This window comes from Amycolatopsis umgeniensis, from assembly GCF_014205155.1.
Taxonomy (GTDB): Bacteria; Actinomycetota; Actinomycetes; order Mycobacteriales; family Pseudonocardiaceae; genus Amycolatopsis; species Amycolatopsis umgeniensis.
In genome coordinates this window covers 4,165,072-4,190,412 of record NZ_JACHMX010000001.1, presented here as the reverse complement: position 1 = coordinate 4,190,412, position 25,341 = coordinate 4,165,072, and the positions used below count along the sequence as shown (strand labels likewise).

Genomic DNA, 25,341 nt, shown 5'->3' with positions numbered 1-25,341 from the left:
AGACGTTCGGTGAGTGCACGGGAATGGATCGGTAAGGACTTCTACCGTGAGCTGGGCGTCTCCTCCGACGCCACCGCGGACGAGATCAAGAAGTCCTATCGCAAGCTGGCCAAGGAGAACCACCCCGACGCCAACGCGGGCAACGCGGAGGCCGAGAAGAAGTTCAAGGCGGTCTCCGAGGCGTACGGCGTCTTGTCCGACACGTCCAAGCGCAAGGAGTACGACGAGGCACGCCGCCTCTTCGGCTCGGGCGGTCCCGGTGGCTTCGGCTTCCCGGGTGGCGGCGGTGGCGGCGGATTCGACGTCGGCGACATCTTCGGTCAGTCGGGTGGCCAGCAGCAGGCCGGTTTCGGCGGGCTCGGCGACATCCTCGGCGGTCTCTTCGGCCGCCGCGGCGCCGCGGCGGGTGCCACGGCGAACCGGCCGCAACGCGGCGCGGACGTCGAGACCGACGTCCGGATCGACTTCACCGAGGCGGTCAAGGGCGCGACCCTGCCGCTGCGGCTGTCGAGCCCGGCGACCTGTTCCACCTGCGGCGGCAACGGCGCGAAGCCGGGGACTTCCCCGAGGACGTGTTCGACCTGCCAGGGCAGCGGGCTGGTCAGCCGGAGCCAGGGCGCGTTCGCGTTCTCCGAGCCGTGCCGCGACTGCCGCGGCCGCGGCACGATCATCGACGACCCCTGTCCGGAGTGTGCGGGCGAGGGTGTCTCCACCCGCACCCGCACGCTGACCGTGCGGATCCCGCCGGGCGTCGCCGACGACCAGCGGATCCGGTTGGCGGGCCAGGGCGAGCCGGGCCGCGGTGGCGCGCAGGCGGGCGATCTGTACGTCCGCGTGCACGTCGCACCGCACGCGGTGTTCGGGCGGCAGGATCTCGACCTGACGATCACCGTGCCGGTGTCCTTCGCGGAACTGGCCCTCGGCGGCACGATCACCGTGCCGACGCTCGAGGGCAAGGTCTCGCTGAAGGTGCCGCAAGGCACGGCGAGCGGTCGCGTGCTTCGCGTGCGCGGCAAGGGAATCGCCAAACGGGACGGCGCGCAGGGCGATCTGCTGGTCACCCTGCAGGCGGCCATTCCGGCCAAATTGGACGACAAGGCCCGTGAGGCTCTCGAGGCCTACGCGGAAGCCATGTCCGACCACGATCCACGACCGGAGATCACCGAACTTCTCGAAGGCAGGTGAGCAGGATGTTCGGCGGGCTGCCGCACGGCGCGGACGAGGACACCCCGGTGTTCGTCATTTCGGTGGCGGCGCAGCTTTCCGGCCTGCACGCGCAGACCCTCCGGTCCTACGACCGGCAGGGTCTCGTGTCGCCGGGCCGAACCTCCGGTGGCGGACGCCGGTACTCCATGCGGGACATCGCGTTGCTGCGCGAAGTGCAGCGACTGTCCCAAGAGGACGGTGTCAACCTCGCTGGCATCAAGCGGATCATCGAGCTGGAGAACCAGGTCGACGCCCTGCGGGACCGGATAGCCGAACTGACCGAGGAACTCACCGCGGCGTACCTCACCGCCGAACAGACGGCCGCGGCCGTGCACGCCTCCTACCGCAAGGATCTCGTTCCCTTGCGTCAGCAGACGGCGCTCGTGGTCTGGAAGCCCAAACCACGTCGCTGAAAACGCGTTTAGTCCTCTGAATGCTTGTCCGCATTCAGAGGACCAAACGCGTTACTGGCCGGGGACCAGGGTCCGGATCTGCTGGACCTCGCCGGTGCGCGAGTCCATGATCCGCTGGGCCAGCGCCTTCGACTCCGGGTTCTTGCCGTCCTTCAGCTCGGTCCTCGCCAGCGCGACCCCGTTGTGCTGGTGCGCGACGAAGATGTCGGCGAAGTCGAGGGTGAACTCCGCACCATCCTTTTTGGACAGTGCGTCGAGCAGGCCCTTGTCCGTGAGCCCGTCGCCACCGTGATGGTGGTGCGCGTTCGGATCCATCGACCCCGTCTCGGGTTTGCCCCAGGCCTTCAGCCAGTTCCGCATGTCGGAGGTCTCGGTCTGCTGCGTCGCCTCGATGGCGGCCGCGAGATCCTTGAGCTCCTGCTTCTGCGCCTGCTTGGCGGACACCAGTTTGACGATCTCCACGCCCTGGTTGTTGTGGGCGAGCATCATCTGCAGGAACATCACGTCGGCGTCGTTGTACTCCGCGGACGCCGGAGCGCCCGTGGCCGACTGGGGAACCGGGGAGAGCGGGGCCCCGGCGGTGGTGGGTGAGCCATCACCGGCCCCGCAGCCCGCGAGGGCCACGAGACCGGCGACGAGAACGAGGGCGAGCTTCACTGACGTGTCCTTACTGCCGGGACCACAGCGCGGGGGTGTTCGGCGGTTCCCAGCCTTGGATCGCCGTATGCGCCAGCTGACAGCGGTAGCTCGCACCGCCGTAGGTCACCGTGCTGCCGACCGCGTACGCCGTGCCGGCCGCCCAGGTGCCGCCGGCGGGCGGGTTGCTGGTGCTGGTCGGAGGGTTCGACGTGGTGGGCGGGTTGCTGGTGGTCGGCGGATTACTGGTGGTGGGCGGGTTTCCGCCGCCGATCTGCAGGTCGATGCAGCTGTAGAAGGCCATCGGCGTGTCCGCGATGTTCCAGATGGCGAGGACCTTCTGGCGTCCGCTGAAACCGCTGAGGTTCACCGTGTGTGACGTCGGGTCCTTCGGCGCGGAGTTGTTCCCGCTGATGTCGGCGACCTTGGTGCCGCCGATGTAGTACTCGTAGTTCGTGGTCCGGTGGTAGGCGGTGAACTTCCAGTTGAAGGTCACACTGTTGCCGACCGAAGCGGCGGGCCACGGCTTCGATTCGTCGTTGAGCTGTGCGAACCCCGGAAGGCCGCCGTTGCAGCTGCGGAGCCCCTTGGGGCCCTCGACGCTCTGGGGTTCGTAGACGATGCTGCCGCAGCCCGAGACCTTGCCCTGGGCGCAGTTCGCCTGGCGGCTGGGCGGGGTCAGCACGTAGCCATGCGCGCTGGCCACCTGCGGGATGGCCACGATGGCGATCGGGGCGAGGATCGCACCGGCGGCGGCTGCCACGAGTTTGCGTTTGACGGTCATGCCGGCTCCTGGGTGGAACGACGGTGTTCCCGTTGAGGGGGAGCAATGTGGTCTAGACCATAAATCCGACGGTGACCGTGGTCAATGATTCACAGACCTACTGCTGCGTAGGGCCCAGGTAGAACAGCCGATCGGCCTAATACGAACGAACCACTGGATCAGTCCAGGGTGAAGGGGTCGTACTTGATCCGCGCCAGATCCGTCCCGGCGGCGAGCAGTTTCGCGATCGTCGCGCGGATCATCGACGGCGACCCGGCGACGAACACGTCGCGCTCCTTCCAAGCGCCGCGCTGCGTGACCGCCGTGGCCAGCGTGCCGCGGTCGCCTCCGGAGATGGTGCCTTCCTCGGTCACCGGAGTCACCGTGAGCCAAGGACAGGTGACTGTCAGACCTCGTAGCTCGTCGAGGGCGTAGAGGTCTTCCGGCCTCCGTCCGCCGAAGAACAGGTGCACCGGCGGGTTGTTCCGCCAACGTGACATGTCGTCGAGCAGGGCGAGCAGCGGCGCGACACCGGTACCGCCGCCGATCATCAGCAACGGACGGCTTTCCGTGTGGTGCACCGAAAGCGCGCCGAGTGAGGGGCCGAGGCGCCAGACGTCGCCGAACCGGGTGTGGCGGACGATCGCGCGCGAGACCCAGCCGCCGTGCACGGCGTGCACGTGGAACTCCATCAACCCGTCGTCGCGTGGAGCGGTCGCCGGCGAGAAGTACCGCCACATCCTGGGGCGCTGGGGGACTTCGATGCTGACGTAGCCGCCGGCCCGGTACGGGAGCGGCTGCTCGGTGCGCACCTTGACGATCGCGACGTCACGGGACACGAGACGGTGCTCGACGACGTTCGCCTTCCACCACGCGGGCCCGACCTCCTTGCCGGCGGCGTCGCGCATGCTCTTCGAAATGACGCCGTACGCGGTGACCCAGGCGTCTTCCACCTCGGGCGTCCAGTCGTCTTTCAAGAATCTTTTCAACGCGGCGATGAGTGCGACGCCGACAGCGTCGTAGTGGCGGCCGAGGACATCGAACTTCCGATGATCCCGGCCGAGCTGGCTGAGGAAGGTGGTCAGTTCGTCGGGCCGGTCCACCATCTGCACGACGTAGACGAGGGCGCGCAGTAATCGATTTCGTTGGGTGGCCATGTTGATCGGGAACAACGCCCTGGTGTCCGGCGAAACGGAGAAGAGCACCCCGTAGAAGTACTGGGACAGCTCTTCGGCTTTCGTTTCGACGGTGGCGAAACTCTCCCTGATGAGCTTGGCCATCTGGACGGTCTTGTCCACCGCCGGCGTTTCGATCAAGGGCGGAAGGGGAATCGGTGAAGATCTGGACGAACTGGGTGGATGCTCGTACTTCACTGTTTCGGCAGTCATGGGTGAACGATTTTCTCCAGTTGGATCGGGCATATTCTCCAGACCCGATGTCGTGATGGTGTTCGTGTTCCTCCGAGGGTTCTCGACTGTAGGCCCGAAAGTCGCAAAAGGATCCTCGAATGGTTGTTTCCCGCTCGAACGGAGCAAACGATATACGCGCCGTCAACCCCATCTGGCACTAAGTAAAGGTGATCATGCAGGATGGGATTTCCCTTGTTCCACAGTGGTTTTCGCCAGCTCGGCAGGAAAGTGTGATCCGCCGATCGGGTGGCTTTTCTGCGCGATTACCTCGTTGCGTAACGCTATGCGCCCGGTGACTGATCACCATTGTGGAATCGCATTCGAACGGAGCTAGTCGATGGTGAAGGGGTCGTACGCGATCTGATCGAGCGCGCTGCCCGCGACCAGCATCCTGGACACCGTCGCCCGGATCATCGTGGGCGAACCGGACACGAGGATCCGGTGGCCCGGCCAGGATCCGTGCTGTGTAACGGCTTCCGCGAGCGTGCCCTGTTCGCAGCCGGGGGCTTCGTCACCGCGCTCGACCACCGGGGTCACGGTGAGCCAGGGGTTCGTGGCCGCGAGGGCGCGCAACTCGTCGAGGTCGTAAAGGTCCTCACGCGACGGTCCGCCGTAGAACAGCCGGACCTTCGGGTTGTCGCCCCACTGCGCGAGGTCGTCCAGGATGGCCCGCAACGGCGCGACACCGGTGCCGCCCGCGAGCATCAGGACGGGGCGGCCGTCGGTCCGGTCGACCGAAAGCCTGCCGAGCGGCGGTCCCAGCCGCCAGACGTCGCCCGGCTGCGTGTGGCTCACGATGGCACGGGACACCCAGCCGCCGTCGACGGCGCGCACGTGGAACTCGATGCCGCCGTCCTCGCGCGGCGCGTTCGCCGGCGAAAGATAGCGCCAGAGCCTCGGCCGCTGCGGGACTTCGACGCTCATGTACTGACCCGGCTGGTACGGCACGGGGAACTCGGGCTGGACGCGGACGAGGGCGAGGTCCCAGGTGAGCCGCCGGTGCTCGAGCACGGTGGCCGACCACGACGCTGGGTTGACGTCGGCCGCGGCGGCCTCCTGCATCGCGCGGGCGACGATGGTGAACGCCTCCGCCCAGGCGCGTTCGACCTCCGGTGTCCAGTCCGGACCGAGGTGGTTCTTGAGCGAGGCGAGCAACGCGGTGCCGACGGCCTCGTAATGCCGCGGGATGACACCGAACTTGCGGTGGTCGCGGCCGAGTTGGGTCAGGAACGGCACGAGGTCGTCCGGCCGGTCGACCATCTGCACGATGTGGACCAGCGCGCGCACCAGCCTGCCGCGCTGGACCTCCATGTTGATCGGGAAGAAGTCGCGGGTGGCGGGCGCGAGGGTGAACAGCATCCCGTAGAAGAACTGGGAGATCTCCGGGATGAACGGTTCCGACTTGGCCCACGTGTCACGGATGAGCCGCACCATCGCGGTGACCGCGGGCGGGGCTTCCCTCGGCGCGGAGGACCTCGGGACCGGGCTGACCGCGTCGGCCGTCACGGGCTGGGAGTCGCTGATCGGGAAGTGCATACCGGAAGAGAGTTCCGATGGTTCACGGACGAGGGACCACTGGAGAAGAATTCACGGATCATTCACCTCTCCGGTCAGTGGCTGTCGGCCGGTCGGCTGGTTCCGGCCTGATCGCGAGACTAGCTGCCGGGAGCCCTTTTGCCTGCATCGTTGCTCCGGACGGGTGTACTCGAATCCGGGTCGCAGTGGGCGATCTCACGAGGTAAATAGTTGCCTTACGCAAGCGTTCCCGAATAAAGTTGTACTGTACAAGTAGCTGGGAGGCAACGATGAGCTCCGCCGACGACGCCAGGGTCGAACTGATGCGTGAGCTGAAGGCCGCCTCCCAGCTGCAGCACGCTTGGATCATGCAGGCCTGGCAGGACGATCCCGGCCTGCACCCGGCGGCCGCGATGCTGCTGTCCGACCTCGCGAAGCACGGTGAAGCGCGGCCCTCGGAATTGGCCAAACGGCGCTTCGTGGACCTTTCGGTCGTGAGCCGTCAAATCTCCCAGCTGTCCGCGGCGGGCATGGTCGACCGCCGTCCCGCGCCCGAGGACGGCCGCGCGTCGATCATCAGCATCTCCGAACAGGGGCACGAAGAACTGGGCCGGCGGCGGGCCGGCTATCTGAAGTTCATGGAGCGCGCGCTCGGCGATTGGGACGAGGAGAAGGTCCTCGAGCTGACCACGCGCCTGGCGGAGATGAACGCCGACGTGCGCGCGGTCCTGTCCGTTCGGACGTGCGACGTCTGAGGGTGACGTTCCTACCCGTCGGTCTTGACTGAACGGACCTTTCGTAGCGCCGTGGCGCCGGTAGCGTCGAAGTTGTGCGGAGCAGGGTCGCGTTGCTGGTCGCGTTGGGAATCGACAACTTCGGCTCGGGACTCTTCCTCCCACTGGGCCTCGTCTTCGTCATCCGTGTGGTGGGGCTTCCGCTCGCCCAAGCGGGGGCCGCGGTCACTCTCGGTGCGCTGGCCGGGCTGCTCGTCCCCTTCGTCGCGGGGCGGTTCGTCGACCTGTTCGGCCCGCGGACGGTGATGATCTGCTCCCATCTCCTGCAGGCCACCGGGGTGGGCGCGTTCCTGTTGGCCTCCGGTTTCACCGGGGTGGTCGGCGCGTCGGTCATGCTCGCGGCCGGACAGCAGTTGTTCTACAGCTCCCAGTTCTCGCTCATCGCGGACGTCGCGGGCGAAGGGCCGAAGGACCGGCCGTTCGCCGAAGCCGCGATGGTGCGCTCCGCGGGCTTCGGGCTCGGCGGACTCGCGGCCGCCGGGTTGCTGGTGTGGATCGGCCGCGAAGGCCTGTACGTCGCCGTCATCCTCGACGTCTTCACGTTCGTCGCCGCCGCGGCCATCCTCTCGACGCTGGTGCCGCCGGTCCCGCGGCACCCGCGACGGCTCAGGAGCCCCGCCCGTGTCTGGCGGAACCGGCCCTACCTGGCACTGATCGTGTTCAGCGGGCTCTTCGCGCTCACGATGGACTTCTTCCTCATCGGGATGCCGGTGTACGTCTTCAACGCGTTGCAGGGCCCTCGCTGGCTTCCCGGCGCGATCATCGCGCTGCTCACCGTCGTCACCAGTCTGGGTGGTGTCGTCGGATTGCGGCTCACCCGGCGGCTGACCCGGATCGCCGCGATGCGCGCGGGCTCGGCGTTGTTCGCGGTGTGGTGCCTGGCGTGCCTCGCGGTGGTGCTCGTACCGAAGGTCTTCCAGCCGGTCTACCTGCTCGGCGCGACCCTCGTGCTGGCCGCGGGCGATCTCGCGTTCGGCCCGCGATCCGGGGCGCTGGCCGAAGCCGCGGCGCCGCCCGAGGCGCGAGGCCGGTATCTGGCGGCCTTCCAATACGCGTTCACCCTCGCCGCGGTGATCGCTCCGGCCGTCGTCGCGCTGTTCTCCGTGGCAGTCTGGATCCCGTGGGTGCTCGTGGCCGCGTGCGCCTGCGCGGCCGTCGTCGGCCTCGGCCGGGTGGGCCCCCGGTTGCCCGCGGAGGCCGTCTCGCCGACCGAAGTCCGACCGATTCAGAGTTGAGCGGAACAGACTCAACTTTTCTGACGTTGTACCCATCGACAAGAACTTCGCAGGACCTAGTACGAGGTGAGGGATGGACGCTTTCAACCCGACCACGAAGACCCAGCAGGCGATCTCGTCGGCGGCGCAGGCGGCCACGATGGCGGGGAATCCGCACGTGGCGGCCGCGCATCTGCTCGGTGCCCTGCTGGCGCAGGGTGAGGGGCTCACCGCACCGCTGCTGACCGCGGTCGGGGCCGACCCCGCGCAGGTGCACAAGGAGCTGGAGCCGCTGATCGCGGCGCTGCCGTCGGCGACCGGCGCCACCGTGTCGAGCCCGCAGTTCGACGCGCACGCGGTCAAGGCGCTGACGCACGCGCAGAAGCTCGCGACCGAACTCGGCGACGAGTACGTCTCGACGGAGCACCTCCTCGTCGGCCTCGCCACCGAAGGCGGCCCGGTGGCCGACCTGCTCAAGCGGCACGGTGCCACCCCGGACGCGCTGCGCGAGGCGTTCGCCAAGGTGCGCGGCTCCGCGCGGATCACCAGCGCGGATCCGGAAAGCACGTTCAAGGCGCTGGAGAAGTACGGCGTCGACCTGACCGAGCGCGCCCGTGCGGGCGAGCTGGACCCGGTGATCGGCCGGGACACCGAAATCCGCCGTGTGGTGCAGGTGCTCTCTCGTCGCACCAAGAACAACCCGGTGCTCATCGGCGAGCCCGGCGTCGGCAAGACGGCCATCGTCGAGGGGCTCGCCCAGCGCATCATCGCCGGTGACGTGCCGGAGTCGCTGCGGGGCAAGCGCGTCGTGGCACTGGACCTCGGCTCGATGGTCGCGGGCGCCAAGTTCCGCGGCGAGTTCGAAGAGCGGCTGAAGGCCGTGCTCAAGGAGATCACCGACTCGGCGGGCGAGGTCGTCACCTTCATCGACGAGCTGCACACCATCGTCGGCGCGGGCGCGACCGGCGAGGGCGCGATGGACGCGGGCAACATGATCAAACCGATGCTCGCCCGCGGTGAGCTGCGGATGGTCGGCGCGACCACACTCGACGAGTACCGCCAGCACATCGAGAAGGACGCCGCGCTCGAGCGGCGCTTCCAGCAGGTCCTGGTCGGTGAACCGTCCACAGAGGACACCATCGGTATCCTTCGTGGGCTCAAGGAGCGGTACGAGGTGCACCACGGCGTGCGCATCACCGACGCCGCGCTGGTCGCCGCCGCGACGCTGTCCGACCGCTACATCACCGCCCGGTTCCTGCCGGACAAGGCGATCGACCTGGTCGACGAGGCCGCGTCGAAGCTCCGCATGGAGATCGACTCGCGGCCCGTCGAGATCGACGAGGTCGAGCGCGCCGTGCGGCGGATGGAGATCGAAGAGATGGCGCTGTCCAAAGAGGACGACGTCGCCTCGAAGGACAGGCTAGCCGTGCTGCGTTCTGAGCTGGCCGAGAAGCGGGAGACGCTGACGGCGCTGACAGCGCGCTGGCAGAACGAGAAGGGCTCGATCGAGCGCGTCCGTGAACTCAAGGGGCAGCTGGAGCAGCTGCGTGGCGAGTCCGAGCGCGCCGAACGCGACGGAGACCTCGGCAAGGCCGCCGAGCTCCGCTACGGCCGGATTCCCGCGCTGGAGAAGGAGTTCGAGGCAGCGACGGCCGCGAACGAGGTCAGCCAGCAGAACGTCATGCTCAAGGAAGAGGTCAGCGCGGACGACGTCGCCGACGTGGTCAGCGCCTGGACCGGCATCCCGGCGGGACGGCTGCTGGAGGGCGAGACGGGCAAACTGCTCCGGATGGAGGAGGAGCTCGGCAGGCGGGTCATCGGGCAGAAGGAGGCCGTGCAGGTCGTCTCGGACGCGGTGCGCCGCACCCGGGCGGGCGTCGCGGACCCCGACCGGCCGACCGGTTCGTTCCTGTTCCTCGGCCCGACCGGCGTCGGCAAGACCGAGCTGGCGAAGGCGCTGGCCGAGTTCCTGTTCGACGACGAGCGCGCGATGCTGCGGATCGACATGAGCGAGTACGCCGAGAAGCATTCGGTGGCACGCCTGGTCGGGGCGCCGCCCGGGTACGTCGGTTACGACCAGGGCGGGCAGCTGACCGAGTCGGTGCGCAGGCGCCCGTACTCGGTGGTGCTGCTGGACGAGGTCGAGAAGGCGCATCCGGACGTGTTCGACGTGCTCCTGCAGGTGCTCGACGACGGACGGCTCACCGACGGACAGGGCCGCACGGTGGACTTCCGCAACACCATCCTGGTGCTGACCTCGAACCTCGGTTCGCAGGCCATCGCCGACCCGGCGCTCGACGAGCGGCAGCGCAACGACGCGGTGATGTCGGTGGTGCAGCGGCAGTTCAAACCGGAGTTCCTGAACCGGCTGGACGACATCGTGGTCTTCCACGCGCTCGGCACCGACGAGCTGACGTCCATTGTGGACATCCAGATCGAGCGGCTCGCCTCGCGGCTGTCGCGGCGCCGCCTGACGCTGGACGTCACCCCCGGCGCGCGCGAGTGGCTCGCGCTGAACGGCTTCGACCCGATCTACGGCGCGCGGCCGCTGCGGCGGCTGGTGCAGTCGGCGATCGGCGACAAGCTGGCGAAACAGTTGCTGGCCGGTGAGATCCGGGACGGCGACACGGTCCGGGTGGACATCCCGGCCCAGGAGGCGTCGGACGCGCTGACGGTCAGCCGGGTGGACTGACGTGGGCTGAAGGGGCCCATCGCCGCATAGGACGGGCTGAAGGGGGCTTTCACCGCATGGGATGCGGGGAAAGTTCCCTTCAGCCCTCTTGGCGACACGGCGACTTGTCGACGTTTTCCCACGTCTTTCGTGGTCTTTCCCGGGTACGACACCGAAAGGGAGGCGCGACACGGCGCCCGGCGATCACATCCGGTGAGGGCAGGGGGATACCCTGACCGTCGTGGGTATTCCGGCGTGGATCTGGTTCGTCATCGCCGCCGTCGCGTTGGTGGCGGGGCTGGCGCTGCTCGCGGCCGACCGGGCGAAGGAGGGCTCGCGCAATCGCGAGCGCATGCGCTGGGCCGAGCTGCGCGGCTGGCAGTTCGTCGAGGAGGACGAGAGGTTGCCGCGGCAGTGGTCCGGCGGCGCCATCGGGTACTTCGGCGCGCAGGTGGCGGTCAACGTCGTGGCCGGGTCCACCTTCACCTCCGACGGGCGGCGCCCCGTCTTCATCTTCGACATCGAGACCGAGGGCCAGATCCCGGCGGTCGTGGTCGCCGTGCGCTGCAACCGCGTGCACGAGACGCCGCTGGAGATGTGGTTGTCCAGCGTGCCGTTCCAGCGCCAGGACATGCCCGAGATGCTCGGCCCGATCGGCCAGCGCTACGCCTTCGCGGACGATTCCGAGGGTGCCCGCAAGGTGATCACGCAGGAACTCGTCGACGCGGCCGACTCGCTCGGCGGCGACGTCGGCGTGGCGTGGCTGGAGAACGAGTGGGTGCTCGCGAGTGTCGCCCCGAACGCCGGGCCGTCGCGGCTCGAGCGGCTGCTGCGCGACCTCGGCGAGATCGCCGACATCGTGGATCCGTTCGACGAGGAGTACGACAACGCCCCGACCCCCGGCCGCCACTGGCAGGACGAGACCGCGGACGACGTCGAGCCCAAAGGTTAGGTAAGTCAGGCGCAGCCTGTCCGTTGAGGGTGGCGGCGGGGCGGGGTCTGGGCTAAGAGGGCTTGAGTTCCAGCGGGAGCGCGCCGACGGTCATGCCGGTGTGCGCGGGCTGACCGAGTACGGTCAGGTCGAGTGTCCCGGATTGCGTCAGATGCCCGGCCCGCGCGGGATCGGCCGTGGGCAGGACCCCGCGCAGCGACGTCGTCGAGGTGCCGCGTGCGGAAGCCGACTCGCCGAGGCCGAGGTCGCCGCTGATCGTGTTCGCGCCGGATCCGGTGAGCCCGGCGCCGCGCTGCGCCAGATCCGCGTCCTGTCCGGTGGTCACCAGCCCGGTCGCCGGGCCGACGGTGCCGCCGAGCACGTGTTCCTGGCCGAAACCGGTGCCCGACCCGAAATCCAGCGGCAGGACACCCTTGAACCGGCCGCCGCCGTGCTGTGCCGACGTCGTCCCGACGGCGGCGAAGTCGCCGAGGTCGACGGCGTGCCCGGAAGACCGGCCCGCCTCCAGCACACCGCCGAGGTCACCGGTGAACCCGCCGTCGAGCCGCAGGGCCCTGTCGAGTTCCCCGCCGCCGTGCTGCTGCGTCTCGTTGATCACGCCGACCCCGGGCAGCGGCCGGACAGCGTGATAGGTCCCCTCGGACGCGCCGAGACCGCGGCTGTCCTCAGAGAGGAGGCTGGGCGTTCCGGTGCGCGGGTTGATCGCCAGTTCGGTCAGCCGCGCGCCGGTCTTCTCGAGTTTGGTCTCGTTCCCGGCCACGACACTGCCGTAGCGGTCGAGCTTCACTGTGTCCCGCTGGCCTTGCGTGACGGCTTCGGCGCTTTTCGCCGCGGCGAGCGCGCCGATCTTGTCGGGGCGGACCGTGACGCCGTCGCGGGTCTCGACGGTCTCGCTCGCCGACCGGCGGACGTCCGCGACGATCTTCGCGTCGCCGAGGTCCTTGCTGTAGACGTTCCGTTCGGTGCTGTTCACGAAGCCGCGAAGGACGGACGTGTCCCCTTCGCTGGTGAAGCCGACACCGCGATCGAGGCTGCCCTCGCGCTGATGGTCGAGAGGAAGCGGGATCGCCGGGTCCGTCTGGGCCGCGAGCGCGGTGGCCGGACCGGCGAGCAACAACGCCAGCGGCGCCGCGCCGGCCGCGACTTTGGGCAGGTAGCTCGGCTTACGCCTGCTGTGCTTCCCCATGGAGCGGGACGATACTTCCCGACTCGGGCCAATGCACGTCAGGTCCCCACGGTGGGTGACACTCACGCCTGGACTCCAGGACCCGACTGAGGAGTAGGTTCCCGGTATGACATCCACCGCCCTGATCACCGGTGCCACCGCCGGCATCGGCGCGCAGTTCGCGCGCAGGCTCGCCGCCGAGGCGTACGACCTCGTGCTCGTCGCCCGCGACGTCGACAGGCTGGAGAGCTTCGCCGCGGAGCTGGTCGAGGCGCACGGCGTCGACGTCGTCGTCCTGCCCGCCGATCTGTCCGAAGTGGACGGACGTGCGCTGGTCGAGGCCCGCCTTGCCGACGAGCCGGTGGACCTCCTGGTGAACAACGCGGGCTTCGGCCTCAACGGCGACTTCTGGACCATTCCGCAGGACGCGTTGCAGCGTCAGCTCGACGTCAACGTCACCGCTGTCCTGCGGCTCACCCGCGCCGTGCTGCCGGGGATGATCGAACGCGGCGAAGGAGCGATCATCAACGTCAGCTCAGTCGCCGGCTTCTTCAGCGGCCGCGGTTCGACGTACACGGCCAGCAAGAACTGGGTCACTTCGTTCACCGAGGGCATCGCGGCCTCACTGCCGAAGAACATCCGCATGATGGCGCTCTGCCCCGGGTTCACCGCCACGGAGTTCCACGAGCGGGCGGGGCTGGACAGGCCGGGCCCCAAGGCGTTCTGGCTCGGCGTCGACCAGGTCGTGGACGAGGCGCTCGCGGATCTGCGCCGCGGCAAGGTGATCTCGGTGCCGAGCTTCCAGTACAAAGCGCTCGTCGCTGTCGGCGGGCTGCTGCCGAGGGCGGTGTTGCGGAAACTCGGCGGCGGGTTCGGGGGCAAGGGCCGCACCTGAGGGGGCGTGTGGAAATAGGGACGTTGAGTGTCCCTATTTCCACACGCCCCCTCCGGAACCGTTCGTGACAGGGACTGTCTCGCGGGGGCCGCACCTGAGAGGCCGTTCGTGACAGGGACTGCCGTGCCCGAACACGACCCACGATTCGGGGCCGCGCCGGGCGGGTATCTCTTCGATCATGAGGTCATCACGTCTTGTCGCGGCCGGAGTGCTGACGCTGGCCTTGGCCGGCTGTTCCACCGAGCCGCCGCCAGGCCCGGCGGCACCGGCGCCGGACGGAGGCGACGCCCAGCCGGTGAAGGCGATCCAAGCGGCGGCGGGCGCCGTGCCCGGCGGGCGGGTCTTCGATGTGGAACACGCCGACGACGGCTGGGAGATCAAGGTCGCGTCGAACGGGCAGGAACACAAGGTGCGCGTGAGCCGGGACGGAGGTCAAGTCCTCGGCCAGCAGCAGACCGCCAAGCCGAGCGACGACATGGCGAAGGTCCAACAGGCGGATGTCGACGCGGTCAAGGCACTCCAGGCCGCGCAAAAACGTCTGCCCGGTGAGCTCGACGAGATGGAGATCGACCTCGCCACCGACGGCACCCTCGTCTGGCAGGTCGGGCTCCGCGACGGCACCGGGGTCGAGCACGACGTCGACGTGGACGCCAAGACCGGCCAGGTGAGGTAGGGCGCGCCCTACCAAGGAGACGCACGCTCGCCCCAGGGTGCATCCGACCTGGGATTCCTAGGGTTTTCACCATGAACACTGGGTGGAACGGTGACGCGGTCCGGCTCGACGGCGTCCGCAAGGAATACGGCAAGGGCGTCATCGCCCTGGACGGGGTGACGCTGGCGTTCCCGCGCGGCGGCTTCACCGCGGTGATGGGGCCTTCGGGCTCGGGCAAGAGCACTTTCCTGCACTGCGCGGCCGGGCTGGACCGGCCGACGTCGGGGTCCGTCGTACTCGACGGGCAGGAGCTGGCCGGGATGAGCGAGACGAAGCTGACGAAGCTGCGCCGCGACCGGGTCGGTTTCATCTTCCAGGCCTTCAACCTGCTCCCGGCGCTGACCGTCGAGCAGAACGTCACGCTCCCGCAGCAGCTCGCCGGTGCCAGGCCGGACCGCCGCGTCGTCGAGGAGATGCTGACCCGCGTCGGGCTTTCCGGGCGCCGCAAGCACCTTCCCGGCGAACTTTCCGGCGGGCAGGCGCAGCGCGTCGCGATCGCGCGGGCGCTGGTCACCCGGCCGCCGGTGGTCTTCGCCGACGAACCGACCGGCGCCCTCGACACACGGACCGCCGCCGAAGTCCTCGGACTGCTGCGCGATTCGGTCCGCGCCACGGGGCAGACGGTGATCATGGTGACCCACGACCCGATGGCCGCCTCCTACGCCGACCGCGTCATCTTCCTCGCCGACGGCCGGATCGCGGACGAACTGCACGCGCCCACCGCGGACGTCGTCGCCGAACGCATGACCCACCTGGGTGCCTGGGCCGCCCCGACGCACGCGTCTCAGCGGAGGGGCCAGAACACCAGCCCGGCGCGGGCGGGTGCGTGATGCTGCGACTCGCCTTCCGGACCCTGCGCCTGCGCAAGGGCGGATTCATCGGCACCTTCATCGCCGTCTTCTTCGGCGCGCTGATCGTCGCCTCGTGCGGTGGCCTGATGGAGACCGGGATCCGCAGCAACGCGGAACCCCAGCGTCTCGCGGCCGCCCCGATCGTCGTCACCGGTGGCCAGACCTTCGCACTGCCCAAGAAAGACCCGGCCTCCCTCGAAGCCGATGACAAACGCAAGTTCGAGGACGCGCGGCTCCCCGAGCGCGTCCGGCTCGACAACGGCCTGGTCTCCCGGCTGCGGTCGGTTCCCGGCGTCTCGGACGTCGTCGGCGAAGTGAGCTTCCCGCTCGCGGCCAGTGGGCGGCCGGCACTCGGCCACGCTTGGGATTCCGCCGCGCTGACCCCGTACGCGCTGGTCGAGGGTGCGGCGCCCGCCTCGGGTGAGGTCGTCGTCGAGTCCACGTCGGGGTTGAAGCCCGGTGACCTCGTCGAGGTCGCCGCGCGCGGCAAGACCGAATCGTTCCGGGTCGCCGGCGTTGCCGGTGCGCCGCGGTCGATCACGCGGGGCGCCGTGTTCTTCTCCGCCACCGACGCCGCCCGGCTCTCCGGGTATCCCGGCAAGGCCGACGTCATCGGCGTCTTCACCAAACCGGGCGCCGACGTCGAACAGGTGCAGGCGAAGGTCGCCGAGACCGCGGCCGGGGCGACCGTCCTGAGCGGCATCGACCGCGGTGTCGCGGAGTTCCCCGAGGCCGATTCGAGCGGCTCCAACCTGATCGTCATCGCGGCGGTGTCCGGCGGGCTCTCGGTGATGGTCGCGATGTTCGTCGTCGCGAGCACGCTGAGCCTGTCCACCCAGCAGCGTTCGCGGGAGCTCGCGCTGATGCGGGCGATCGGCACGACCCCGCGCCAGCTCCGGCGCATGGTCCTCGGCGAGGCACTGGCCGTCGGCCTGCTCGCCACCGCGCTCGCCGCCGTCCTCGGCCCGTTCCTCGGCGAGTGGCTTTTCACCCAGCTGGTCGAGAACGGTGTGGTACCCGGGGTTCTGCGGTTCTACCAAGGCTGGCTGCCGTCGGTCGTGGGCGCGGGCGCCGCGATCCTCGCGGTGTTCATCGCCGCCTTCATGGCGGGCCGCCGGGCCGGGAAGATCCGGCCGACCGAGGCGCTCGCCGAAGCCGCGGTCACCCGCCGCTGGCTGACCCCGACGCGGTTCGTGCTCGCCGCCCTCTGTTTCGGCGGCGGTACCGCTCTGGCCATCGTCACCGTCGCGGTGATGACCGGTCCGATCGCGGCCAGCACCGCCGGTCCCGCGGTGATCCTCTGGGCGCTCGGAGTCGCGATGATCACCCCCGGCGTCGCGAAGGTGATGACGGCGATCCTGCAGTGGCCGATGCGCCTGCTCGGCGGCATCGACGCGCACCTCGCCGTGCTCAACACCCGCGCCGGGATCGTCCGGGCGGCGGGTGCGGTCACCCCGATCATGCTCGCCGTCGGGATCGCGACCGCGAACATCTACCTGCAGACCACTCAACAGGAGTTGGCCGACCAGGCGTTCACCGAGGACGTCCGCGCCGACGCCGTGATCGGTTCGGTCGCGGGTGGGCTGGCCCCGGATCTGGTCCAGCGGATCCAGGCCGTGCCCGGCGTCGCCGGAGCGTCCGAGTACGTCACCAGCAGCGTGTTCCTCGAGGAGCCGTACGACTCCTCCGACGAGGGACGCCCGGCGATCGGCCTCACCGCGGCCGGTGCGGGCGCGACGATCGACACCAAGGTGACCCAGGGCGACCTGAAGGCGCTGACCGGCAGGAGCGTCGCGCTCCCGGCCGTCTTCGCGAAGGACTTCGGCCGCGGCATCGGCGACACGCTGAGCCTGAAACTCGGCGACGGCACCCCTGTCGACGTCAAGGTCGTCGCGGTCACCAGCCAGCGCCCCGGTTTCGAGAGCCTGCTGCTCCCGGCCGATCTCCTGGCCCCGCACACCACCGCCGGGCTCGCCGGGCAGATGCTGGTCCGCGCCGCTCCGGGCGTCGATCCGGCGGCGCTGACAGAACGGCTTCGCGAGGCGACGGCCGGGCTGCCGGTGTCCGTCGGTGACCGGGGCGCGCTCGTCGCGGCGCACGCGAAGGATCAGGCCGTCGGCGCGTGGGTGAACTACCTGCTGGTCGGGATGATCATCGCCTATACGGTGATTTCGGTCGCCAACACGCTGGTGATGGCGACCGTGCGGCGACGCCGCGAGTTCGGGTTGCAGCGGCTCACCGGTTCGACCAGGGCACAGGTGCTGCGGATGGCCGGTTTCGAAGGCGGGCTCGTCGCGCTGATCGGAATCGTGCTCGGCACTGTCGTCGCGGCGGGCTCGATCATCCCGTTCTGCCTGGTGGCGGCCGATTCCCTGCTGCCGATGGGTTCGCCGCTGATCTACCTGTCGATCATCGGCATCGCCGCGGCGCTCGCGCTGACCGCGACCCTGGTCCCGGCCTGGGCGGCCACTCGGGGGCAGGCCGTGGACGCCGCGACGACCGGCAGTGACTGAGCGCACCGTCGTGAGACCCGGCGGGCCGTGTGTAAGACTCTCGGCCGTGGCGTACCCCGGGTTGGATCAAGCGGCGAAACTCGAACTGGCGAGACTGGTCGGCGAGCTCGCCGTCGTGCACGGCAAGGTGACGTTGTCTTCCGGCAAGGAAGCCGACTACTACATCGATCTCCGGCGGGCGACGCTGCATCACGCGGCCGCCCCGCTGATCGGGAAGCTGCTCCGCCAGCTCACCCACGACTGGGACTACGTCGCCGCCGGCGGCTTGACCCTCGGCGCGGACCCGGTGGCGCTGGCGATGCTGCACTCCGCGGCCACCGACGGCGTCGTGCTCGACGCGTTCGTGGTCCGCAAGGGCGCCAAGGCGCACGGTATGCAGCGCCGGATCGAAGGCGTCGAGGTGCTGGGGCAGCGCGTGCTGGCCGTCGAGGACACCTCGACCACCGGCGGCAGCGTGCTCACCGCCGTCGAGGCGCTGCGCGAGGCCGGAGCGAACGTGGTCGGCGTCGCGACGGTCGTCGACAGGGACACCGGAGCGCGCGAGGCCATCGAGAAGGAAGGCCTCGAATACCGTTACATCCTGAACAAGGACGATCTCGGACTGTCCTGAATAAAGCGTCCCGAACGGGGCATCCTCCGTGCGAACGGAGGATGCCCCGTTTTTTCGTGAGCGTTTCTCAATACGAAAGGGGTAACGTCGCTGGTAGGGGAGCGAAAGGGGGCTTGAGGTGGCGGGTTTCCTGGCGAACGTGACAGTCGCGGTGCACATTTTCGCGCTGCTGTTCATCGGATTCGGTGGTTTTCTCGCGTGGCGGTGGCCGAAGGTGATCTTCGGGCATGTGTTCTTCGCCGCATGGGGGATCCTCGTCAACGTCTTCCCCTGGCCCTGCCCGCTGACGGCGGCCGAGAACTACTTCCGGCATCAGCAGGGCCTCGGCGACCTGCCGGGCGGCTTCAACGCCTACTACCTCTACGACACGGTGTTCCCGCGCTCGATGCTGCCCGTCATCGTCGTGATCGCGATGGCGACGGTGATCATCTCCTACGTCGGCACGGTCCAGCGCTGGCGTCACCGCCACCACGACGGGGACGCACCGGCGCACCGCGTCAGCATGGGCTGAGACAATCACCGGGTGAACTCGTCGGAAGAGGCCGGCCCCACCGAATGGGTGGCGCGGGAAGAGGTCGGCGTCGGTCCGTGGGAGGGCGAGTGGCCCGCGGACGAGCGGTACGACCCCGAACTGCTGGCAGGAGGCGACCGCCGCAACGTCGTCGACCCGTACCGCTACTGGCGGCGCGAGGCCATCGTGTCCGATGTGGACGGCCGTCGGCACCCCTTCCACGTGGCGATCGAGAACTTCCAGCACGATCACAACATCGGCACCGTGGTCCGGACGGCGAACGCGTTCGCCGCGGCCGCCGTGCACATCGTCGGGCGGCGGCGCTGGAACCGGCGCGGTGCCATGGTGACCGACCGCTACCAGCACCTTCTCCACCACGAGGACGTCAGCGGGTTGCTGACCTTCGCCGCCGCGGAGGGGCTCGCCGTGGTCGCCGTCGACAACACCCCCGGCTCGCAGCCCGTCGAGACCGCGGAACTGCCGCGCGAGTGCGTTCTGCTGTTCGGGCAGGAAGGGCCGGGTCTGTCGGCCGAGGCGCAGAAGACAGCGTCGCTGGTCGTTTCGATCGCGCAGTTCGGCACGACACGCTCCATCAACGCGGGCGTCGCCGCCGGGATCGTCATGCACGCCTGGGTCCGGCAGCACGCCGACCTGGCCACCGCCTGGTGAGCTAGACCGGGGCGACCTCCACCGGGATCCCGTTCAGCACGGCGTTCCCGGACGGGACGTCGAGCAGGGTCTCGTCGGCGACGAGGTTCGAATTGACCCCGGCGTGCGCCGTCGCGACCTGCGTGCGCGTGCCCTCGATGTCGTGGCCCCAGCCGTGCGGCATGCTCACCACCCCGGGCCGGACGTCGGCCGTGACCTCGACTGGCACTTCGAGCTTCCCCGCCCGCGACGTCACCGACGCGAGCCCGCCGTCGGTCAGCCCGAGCCGGGAGGCGTCGTCCGGGTGGACCTGGACGGTGCACCGGTTCCCGCCGCGCACCAGCGGCGTCAGGTTGTGCATCCAGGAGTTGTTCGAGCTCAGATGCCGTCGCCCGATGAGCAGCAGACCGTCGTCGGGCGCTTTGCCGAGTTCCGCGCGCAGCCTCGGGACGTCCTTCGTGATCGCGTCCGGCGCCAGCTCGACCTTCCCGCTCGCGGTGGAGAGCACCTCCGGCAGCCGCGGCTTCAGCGCGCCGAGGTCGATGCCGTGCGGGGCGGCTTCGAGGTCGGCCAGTTTCAGCCCGTACGGTCCGCCGCGCAGCATCAGGTCGATCATCCGCGCCGGCCCAGTGCGGCCTTCGGCGAGCGCGAGGTCGACGCCGGTGCGCCGCGCCGTCTCGGCCGCGACCATCGTGTCGAAGGCGGCGACGTCGACGTCCGGGCCCTGACCGGCGGCGATCCCGGCCATCCGCAGCAGGGTCACCCATTCCTGCGGCAGGTCGGTCTCGAGCGTCCCCGGCGTCCAGTTCGCGACGTTCCGCACGGCGAGTGTGTACAGTGCGACGTCGTAATGCGGCCGTTCCAGCGGTGACGGCCCTGGCAGGATGACGTCGGCGTGCCGGGTGGTCTCGTTGAGGTACACGTCGAGGGAGACCATGAAGTCCAGCTGCCGCAACGCTTCCGTGAGCCGCGCGGAGTTGGGTGTGCTCAGTGCCGGGTTACCGCTGATCGTCACCAGCGCCCGCACCCGGCCCTCGCCGGGCGTCTCGATCTCGTCCGCGAGCGTGGCCACCGGCAGTTCCCCGAGCACCTCGGGATATCCGCGCACGCGGCTCTTCCATCGGCCGCTGGTGAACGGCGAAGACCGTCGCGGTTTCCACGCGGCGGGCAGCGGGAACATCACGCCGCCCTCGCGATCGAGGTTGCCGGTGAGCGCGTTGACGACGTCGACCAGCCAGCTCGCGATGGTGCCGTAAGACTGGGTTGTGGTCCCCATCCGGCCGTAGACCGCGGCACGTCCGGCATCCGCGAGTTCGAGGGCGATCCGGCGGATCTCGGCGGCGTCGATCCCGGTCGCGGGCGCGACGGCCTCCGGCGTGAACGGCTCCGCGAGCGCGCGAACCTCGTCGACGCCGGTGACGTGCTCGCCGGGAGTGCTCCGGTTCTCCGCGAACAGGACGTTGACCAGCGCGAACAGGAACAGCGCGTCGGTGCCGGGCCGGATCGCGTGGTGCTCGTCGGCGAGCTGGGCCGTCCGGGTGCGGCGCGGATCGAGGACGACGATCTTGCCGCCCCGCTTCTGGATCCCGCGCAACCTGCCGCGGGTGTCGGCCGCCGTCATCAGGCTTCCGTTGGACACCAACGGGTTCGCGCCCAGGATGAGCAGGTGCTCGGTGCGGTCGAGGTCGGCGACGGGAATGGTCTGCGGATCGCCGAAGAGGTAGCCGGACGAGAAGTGCTTCGGCATCTGGTCGACCGTGGTCGCGGTGTAGAAGTTCTTGGTGCCCAAGGCTTTGAAGAACACGCGGCCGTAGAGCACCAGTGCCGCGTTGTGCACCGTCGGATTGCCGGAGTAGACGGCGACGGCGTTCTTGCCGTGCTCCTCGATGATCGGCCGGAGCCGCCGGTCGATCTCGGCGAAGGCCTCGTCCCACGTGACCTCGACGAACTCGCCGTCCCGTTTGACCAGCGGCGCGGTGAGCCTGTCCGGATCGTGGTGCAGCGCGCCGAGCGAGGCGCCCTTCGGGCAGATGTATCCCCGCGAGAAGACGTCCTCGCGGTCGCCCTGCACGCGGGTGACCAGACTCTTCTCGTCGATCGTCACCTCCAGCCCACAGGTGGCTTCGCAGAGCGGGCAGGTCACGTGCGCCGTGGTCATGAAGCACCTCGCGGGGTCGGGGTCGTCTCAACATACTGAGCGGTATGTCAGCGGGCAAGGGATGATGGCGCGATGACTGCTCCCGCCGACCGGGCCGCGGCCGCCGAACGCGCGGTCCGAGACCGGCATCTGAGACGGGTGTGGGGCCTGCCCGGGACCGTGCTCGGCCGCAGCGGCTGGCCCCCGTCGGCGGGTCAGCGGGTCCACTGGCACTGGAACTACTGGTGGCAGGCGCATCTGCTGGACACCCTCGTCGACGCGCAACTGCGGGATCCCTCACCGGACAGGCTGAAGCTGATCGACCGGTTCGTGGCGTCCCTGCGGCTGCGCAACTTCGGCAAGTGGATCAACGACTACTACGACGACATCGCGTGGCTCGGCCTCGCGCTGCAACGCGTCGGGCATCTCGGGCTGGACGTCCGCGGCGGGCTGGAGGCGATCAGTTCGCGGCTGCGCGAAGGCTGGACCGACGACGCGGGCGGCGGGATCTGGTGGCGCGTCGGCGACGATTTCAAGAACGCGCCCGCGAACGGCCCGGCCGCGATCTTCCACGCCCGCGAAGGGGCGGAACAGCACGCACGAGGCCTGACCGACTGGATGACCGAGCGGCTCGTCGATCCGGAGACCGGACTGGTGTGGGACGGCCTGCGCGTCGGGTCCGGCGAGCTGGTCAAGCATGTTTTCACGTACTGCCAAGGGGTTTACCTCGGCGCCTGCCTCGAACTGTCCGAAATGGACAGAGTGGAGCACGCGATCCACGCGGTCGCCGAGCATGTCGCGCCGAACGGCGTGATCCGGGGACAGGGCGACGGCGACGGCGGCCTGTTCGCCGGGATCCTGGCGCGGTACCTGGCGCTCGCGGCGCCGCTGCTGCCGAGTGGGGTGGCGCGAGACCTGGTCATCCGGTCGGCCGACGCGTGCTGGAGTGGCGCCACCGAGACGCCGCACGGGCCGCTCTTCAGCGCCGACTGGGCGACTCCGGCGCCTTCACTCCCCCTCGCCCCCGACGCCCCCGAACGCGACCTGTCCGTCCAGGTGAGCGCGTGGATGCTCCTCGAGGCCGCCGCTTCCCTGGATCACCGCATTTAGAGGACTGAACGCGGGGTCACCAGACGTCGCCCGAGCGCCAATCCGCGGTGATCTCCCCATCCAGGTCCAGAGTGACCCCCACCGGCAGCACGTGGATCGACCCGTCGTCCTCCTTCGTCGCTTCCACGCCCGAAGGCGTCATGGCCGACGAGGGACCGCGCCAGAGCAGCCAGCCGCGCGACGCGTAGAACTCCAGCGCCTCCTCGGACGCCGAGAGCGCTCCGAGGTCGTACGCCTTCCGCAGGACCCGCTCCAGCGCGTCCATCATCGCGGCGCCGTGACCGCGCCGTCGATGGTCGGAGCGGACGGCGACCGCCTCGACGTAACCCGTCCGGAGGGCCCGCCCCTCGTGCAGGAGCCGTCGCTGGACCAGTGACGCGTGCCCGATCAGCTCGCCGCTCTCCCACACGAGCGTGTGCATGCCGCCGAGGGCGTTCTCCCAGTCGTGATCGCTGAAATCGCCGTCGAAAGCGTCGTCCAGCAGAGCGCGTGCCGCGGTCAGCACGGTGGCTTCGAGGTCGGCGGTGTGCACGGTCCACAGGTCGGTCATCCCGCCATCATCACCCGGAGGCGGCCTTCTGACCAGCGAGTTGTGACTCAGCAGCCGCAGGACTGACGGTGTATGAAGCGCGGCGCGAGCCGTACGGATTCGGGTCGTCGCTCTGGGTCGGTGATCCGGGCCAGCAGGAGTTCGACGGCCTTGCGCCCGATCTCCTCGATCGGCTGCGCCATCGTGGTCACCGCCGGGGTCACCTGCCCCGCCCACTCCATGTCGCCGTACCCGACGATCGCGAGGTCGCGCCCGATCCGGATGCCGAGCCGGTGCGCCTCGTACTGGACGCCGATCATCATCGCCTCGCTCGCCACCACGAGCGCCGTCGGCGACGGCCAGCTGTCGAGCAGCTTCGCCGTCGCGGCGGCGGCCCCGCCCGGGGTCGACTGCCCGCACGCGACCAGCTGCGACGTCCACCGGAGGCCGGAGCGGCCGAGGCCGAGCCGGTAGCCCAGCGCCCGCTCCTCGAAGGTGGCCATGTCCTCTTCGCCCGAGATGAAGCCGATCTTGCGGTGCCGCAGCCCGGCAAGATGCCGCACAAGCGCGCACACGGCCTGGATGTTCTCGGAACCGACCTGGTCGACGTCGTTGCGTCCGGCCATCCGGTCGACGAGCACGGTCGGTACGCCCATCCGGACCAGACCGTTGATCACCGCCTCGTCACCGGCCGCCGGGACGAGCAGGACACCGTCGACCCGGTCCGCCCGCAGCGCGCGGATGACCGCGGCCTCTTCGGCGACGCTGTCCCCGGTGTCGGCGAGGGTGATCTCGCAGCCGTGACGTCGTCCGGCGCGGCGGATGGCGCGGATGAGTTCACCCGAATAGGGGTTCGCGTGCATCGCCATGGCCACCCCGAACCGGTGGGTGACAGGGGTGTCCTCCCACAGGGGTAACGCCGGCGACAATGCGGTCATCGGTCCACGCCTTCATTCGAGCTTGAATGAAGGTAACGGCTGACGGAGCCTCGCTCGGCGGCGAGACCGGAAAGTCGGCCAACAATCATCAATGTGAGTGAACGTGCGCGCATCCGCAGGACGCCCGATGGCGGAGCGTAGGCGGAATCCGCATCGTCTGGGCCTTGCGTGTCGGCTCGTTGATCCGGGCCAGCAGGAGACGTACCGCCTGTGTGCCGATCTCCTCGATCGGCTGCGCCATCGTGGTCAGCGGCGGATCGACCAGATCGGCCCATTCGACGTCGTCGTAGACCACCACCGGCAGGTCGATCCCGGCGCGCAGCCCGCGCTTCCGCAGCTCGTGCAGAACCCCGACCATCATGCTGTCGTTGCCGACCACCAGCGCTGTCGGCGGTTCCGGCAGCGCGAGCAGCGTGCTCAGCGCCAGCGCGCCGCCCGCCCGCGACGACTGCCCGCAAGCCACCAGGTCCTCCGACCAGGTGCGCCCTGACCGGCCGAGGCCCAGCCGGTAGCCGAGGATGCGTTCCTCACTGGTGCTCAGCCCCGCCGTACCGCTGATCATGCCGATCCGCTGGTGTCCGAGCGACGCCAGATGCGCCGTCAGCGCCGACGTCGACTGGATGTTCTCCGCGCCGACCTGGTCGACGTCGGTCCGCGTGGACAGCCTGTCGATGAGCACCGTCGGGACATCCAGCGAGACGAGCTCGCCGATCACCGAACCGTCACCCGGCGAAGGCGTGATCAGCAGCCCGTCGACCCGGCGTGAGCGCAGCGTCCGCACGGTTTCACGCTCGGTGTCGACGGTGTCGTGCGTGTCCGCCAGCAAGACCGTGTACCCGGCCGACGCGGCTTCGCGTTCGATGGCCTGGATGAGCAGGGCGAAGTACGGGTTCGCCACCAGGGAGATCGCGACGCCGATCGACCTGGTCCCGCCGGTGACCAGGGAACGGGCGATCGCGTCACCGGTGTAGCCGGTCTGCTCGATCGCGCGCAGGACCGCGGCCTTGGTCTCTTCGGCCACCGCTCTCGTCCCGTTGACCACGTGCGAGACCGTGGTGATGGAGACTCCCGCCAGCTCGGCGATGTCGCGTTGGGTGGGGCGGGAGGAGCGTGACGGCGGCATTACCAATCCTCGGTCGATCCAGCTGG

The 25,341-nt window shown here is 69.4% G+C and carries 23 protein-coding genes; 14 read left to right on the top strand and 9 right to left on the bottom strand.

Translation table 11 applies throughout. The features are described 5' to 3' along the window. The first annotated feature begins 9 nt into the window (after positions 1–9). Complete coding sequence (gene dnaJ / locus HDA45_RS19480) at positions 10–1,185, top strand: molecular chaperone DnaJ (RefSeq protein WP_184897334.1); 1,176 nt, start codon at positions 10–12, stop codon at positions 1,183–1,185. A gap of 5 nt (positions 1,186–1,190) precedes the next feature. Next, a complete protein-coding gene (locus HDA45_RS19475; RefSeq protein WP_184897332.1) occupies positions 1,191–1,619 on the top strand; it encodes a heat shock protein transcriptional repressor HspR in 429 nt (142 codons plus the stop codon). 51 nt (positions 1,620–1,670) lie between these two features. On the opposite strand, the gene HDA45_RS19470 is transcribed toward HDA45_RS19475, so the two are convergent. The 4 genes from HDA45_RS19470 to HDA45_RS19455 form a co-directional block, all read right to left on the bottom strand. Continuing rightward, positions 1,671–2,276, bottom strand: coding sequence for a DUF305 domain-containing protein (locus HDA45_RS19470; protein WP_184897330.1), 606 nt, complete (start codon positions 2,274–2,276; stop codon positions 1,671–1,673). 10 nt (positions 2,277–2,286) lie between these two features. Next, positions 2,287–3,039 (bottom strand): lytic polysaccharide monooxygenase, encoded by a 753-nt coding sequence (locus tag HDA45_RS19465; protein ID WP_184897328.1) that lies wholly within the window; start codon positions 3,037–3,039, stop codon positions 2,287–2,289. Positions 3,040–3,197: 158 nt separating this feature from the next. Further along, positions 3,198–4,298: a globin domain-containing protein gene (locus HDA45_RS19460; RefSeq protein WP_184905805.1), complete on the bottom strand. Its 1,101-nt coding sequence runs from the start codon at positions 4,296–4,298 to the stop codon at positions 3,198–3,200. Positions 4,299–4,757: 459 nt separating this feature from the next. Next, positions 4,758–5,963 (bottom strand): globin domain-containing protein, encoded by a 1,206-nt coding sequence (locus HDA45_RS19455; protein ID WP_184897326.1) that lies wholly within the window; start codon positions 5,961–5,963, stop codon positions 4,758–4,760. A gap of 269 nt (positions 5,964–6,232) precedes the next feature. Between HDA45_RS19455 and HDA45_RS19450 the strand changes: the two genes are divergently transcribed. The 4 genes from HDA45_RS19450 (at position 6,233) to HDA45_RS19435 (ending at position 11,573) form a co-directional block, all read left to right on the top strand. Further along, positions 6,233–6,697 (top strand): MarR family winged helix-turn-helix transcriptional regulator, encoded by a 465-nt coding sequence (locus HDA45_RS19450; protein ID WP_101611378.1) that lies wholly within the window; start codon positions 6,233–6,235, stop codon positions 6,695–6,697. A gap of 74 nt (positions 6,698–6,771) precedes the next feature. After that, the gene (locus tag HDA45_RS19445) at positions 6,772–7,971 is read left to right on the top strand and encodes an MFS transporter (protein ID WP_184897324.1); all 1,200 of its coding nucleotides are present in this window, start codon (positions 6,772–6,774) and stop codon (positions 7,969–7,971) included. Positions 7,972–8,044: 73 nt separating this feature from the next. Further along, on the top strand, positions 8,045–10,642 hold the full coding sequence (gene clpB, locus HDA45_RS19440; RefSeq protein ID WP_184897322.1) for an ATP-dependent chaperone ClpB: 2,598 nt from the start codon (positions 8,045–8,047) through the stop codon (positions 10,640–10,642). Between the two features lie 220 nt (positions 10,643–10,862). Then, complete coding sequence (locus tag HDA45_RS19435) at positions 10,863–11,573, top strand: type III secretion system chaperone family protein (RefSeq protein ID WP_184897320.1); 711 nt, start codon at positions 10,863–10,865, stop codon at positions 11,571–11,573. Positions 11,574–11,625: 52 nt separating this feature from the next. Here HDA45_RS19435 and HDA45_RS19430 read toward each other — a convergent pair whose 3' ends face one another. Continuing rightward, positions 11,626–12,759, bottom strand: coding sequence for a hypothetical protein (locus HDA45_RS19430; RefSeq protein WP_184897318.1), 1,134 nt, complete (start codon positions 12,757–12,759; stop codon positions 11,626–11,628). A gap of 106 nt (positions 12,760–12,865) precedes the next feature. On the opposite strand from HDA45_RS19430, the gene HDA45_RS19425 reads away from it, so the two are divergent. From HDA45_RS19425 to HDA45_RS19395, 7 genes are all read left to right on the top strand, one after another. Beyond that, positions 12,866–13,633: an SDR family NAD(P)-dependent oxidoreductase gene (locus tag HDA45_RS19425; RefSeq protein ID WP_184897316.1), complete on the top strand. Its 768-nt coding sequence runs from the start codon at positions 12,866–12,868 to the stop codon at positions 13,631–13,633. A 178-nt stretch (positions 13,634–13,811) separates the two neighbouring features. Next, the gene (locus tag HDA45_RS19420; protein WP_184897314.1) at positions 13,812–14,306 is read left to right on the top strand and encodes a PepSY domain-containing protein; all 495 of its coding nucleotides are present in this window, start codon (positions 13,812–13,814) and stop codon (positions 14,304–14,306) included. A gap of 71 nt (positions 14,307–14,377) precedes the next feature. Next, entirely contained in the window at positions 14,378–15,175 is a 798-nt protein-coding gene (locus HDA45_RS19415; protein ID WP_184897312.1) for an ABC transporter ATP-binding protein, read from the top strand. Then, positions 15,175–17,709: an FtsX-like permease family protein gene (locus HDA45_RS19410; RefSeq protein WP_184897309.1), complete on the top strand. Its 2,535-nt coding sequence runs from the start codon at positions 15,175–15,177 to the stop codon at positions 17,707–17,709. The genes HDA45_RS19415 and HDA45_RS19410 overlap by 1 nt, the downstream gene beginning before the upstream one ends. A 46-nt stretch (positions 17,710–17,755) precedes the next feature. Continuing rightward, complete coding sequence (gene pyrE / locus HDA45_RS19405; RefSeq protein ID WP_093932493.1) at positions 17,756–18,319, top strand: orotate phosphoribosyltransferase; 564 nt, start codon at positions 17,756–17,758, stop codon at positions 18,317–18,319. A 118-nt stretch (positions 18,320–18,437) separates the two neighbouring features. Then, positions 18,438–18,830: a DUF2784 family protein gene (locus HDA45_RS19400; protein WP_184897307.1), complete on the top strand. Its 393-nt coding sequence runs from the start codon at positions 18,438–18,440 to the stop codon at positions 18,828–18,830. Between the two features lie 12 nt (positions 18,831–18,842). Then, entirely contained in the window at positions 18,843–19,499 is a 657-nt protein-coding gene (locus tag HDA45_RS19395) for a TrmH family RNA methyltransferase (protein WP_184897305.1), read from the top strand. 1 nt (position 19,500) lies between these two features. Here the strand turns inward: HDA45_RS19395 and HDA45_RS19390 are convergent, their stop codons facing one another. Beyond that, complete coding sequence (locus tag HDA45_RS19390; protein ID WP_184897303.1) at positions 19,501–21,636, bottom strand: molybdopterin oxidoreductase family protein; 2,136 nt, start codon at positions 21,634–21,636, stop codon at positions 19,501–19,503. A 72-nt stretch (positions 21,637–21,708) separates the two neighbouring features. Between HDA45_RS19390 and HDA45_RS19385 the strand changes: the two genes are divergently transcribed. Continuing rightward, complete coding sequence (locus HDA45_RS19385) at positions 21,709–22,725, top strand: glycoside hydrolase family 76 protein (RefSeq protein ID WP_184897301.1); 1,017 nt, start codon at positions 21,709–21,711, stop codon at positions 22,723–22,725. Positions 22,726–22,741: 16 nt separating this feature from the next. Here HDA45_RS19385 and HDA45_RS19380 read toward each other — a convergent pair whose 3' ends face one another. The 3 genes from HDA45_RS19380 to HDA45_RS19370 all read right to left on the bottom strand — a co-directional run bounded on the left by HDA45_RS19380 (position 22,742) and on the right by HDA45_RS19370 (position 25,315). After that, a complete protein-coding gene (locus HDA45_RS19380; RefSeq protein ID WP_184897299.1) occupies positions 22,742–23,275 on the bottom strand; it encodes a GNAT family N-acetyltransferase in 534 nt (177 codons plus the stop codon). Between the two features lie 47 nt (positions 23,276–23,322). Continuing rightward, on the bottom strand, positions 23,323–24,192 hold the full coding sequence (locus HDA45_RS19375) for a LacI family DNA-binding transcriptional regulator (RefSeq protein ID WP_184897297.1): 870 nt from the start codon (positions 24,190–24,192) through the stop codon (positions 23,323–23,325). A gap of 88 nt (positions 24,193–24,280) precedes the next feature. Beyond that, a complete protein-coding gene (locus tag HDA45_RS19370; protein WP_184897295.1) occupies positions 24,281–25,315 on the bottom strand; it encodes a LacI family DNA-binding transcriptional regulator in 1,035 nt (344 codons plus the stop codon). Positions 25,316–25,341: the final 26 nt, after the last annotated feature.

Excerpts from the sequence above, each read along its gene's own strand:
- HDA45_RS19475 (WP_184897332.1), top strand. The coding sequence starts at position 1,191 with ATGTTCGGCGGGCTGCCGCACGGCGCGGACGAGGACACCCCGGTGTTC.
- HDA45_RS19465 (WP_184897328.1), bottom strand. The coding sequence starts at position 3,039 with ATGACCGTCAAACGCAAACTCGTGGCAGCCGCCGCCGGTGCGATCCTC.
- HDA45_RS19460 (WP_184905805.1), bottom strand. The coding sequence starts at position 4,298 with ATGGCCAAGCTCATCAGGGAGAGTTTCGCCACCGTCGAAACGAAAGCC.
- HDA45_RS19455 (WP_184897326.1), bottom strand. The coding sequence starts at position 5,963 with ATGCACTTCCCGATCAGCGACTCCCAGCCCGTGACGGCCGACGCGGTC.
- HDA45_RS19450 (WP_101611378.1), top strand. The coding sequence starts at position 6,233 with ATGAGCTCCGCCGACGACGCCAGGGTCGAACTGATGCGTGAGCTGAAG.
- clpB (WP_184897322.1), top strand. The coding sequence starts at position 8,045 with ATGGACGCTTTCAACCCGACCACGAAGACCCAGCAGGCGATCTCGTCG.
- HDA45_RS19430 (WP_184897318.1), bottom strand. The coding sequence starts at position 12,759 with ATGGGGAAGCACAGCAGGCGTAAGCCGAGCTACCTGCCCAAAGTCGCG.
- HDA45_RS19425 (WP_184897316.1), top strand. The coding sequence starts at position 12,866 with ATGACATCCACCGCCCTGATCACCGGTGCCACCGCCGGCATCGGCGCG.
- HDA45_RS19420 (WP_184897314.1), top strand. The coding sequence starts at position 13,812 with ATGAGGTCATCACGTCTTGTCGCGGCCGGAGTGCTGACGCTGGCCTTG.
- HDA45_RS19415 (WP_184897312.1), top strand. The coding sequence starts at position 14,378 with ATGAACACTGGGTGGAACGGTGACGCGGTCCGGCTCGACGGCGTCCGC.
- HDA45_RS19410 (WP_184897309.1), top strand. The coding sequence starts at position 15,175 with ATGCTGCGACTCGCCTTCCGGACCCTGCGCCTGCGCAAGGGCGGATTC.
- HDA45_RS19390 (WP_184897303.1), bottom strand. The coding sequence starts at position 21,636 with ATGACCACGGCGCACGTGACCTGCCCGCTCTGCGAAGCCACCTGTGGG.
- HDA45_RS19385 (WP_184897301.1), top strand. The coding sequence starts at position 21,709 with ATGACTGCTCCCGCCGACCGGGCCGCGGCCGCCGAACGCGCGGTCCGA.
- HDA45_RS19380 (WP_184897299.1), bottom strand. The coding sequence starts at position 23,275 with ATGACCGACCTGTGGACCGTGCACACCGCCGACCTCGAAGCCACCGTG.
- HDA45_RS19375 (WP_184897297.1), bottom strand. The coding sequence starts at position 24,192 with ATGACCGCATTGTCGCCGGCGTTACCCCTGTGGGAGGACACCCCTGTC.
- HDA45_RS19370 (WP_184897295.1), bottom strand. The coding sequence starts at position 25,315 with ATGCCGCCGTCACGCTCCTCCCGCCCCACCCAACGCGACATCGCCGAG.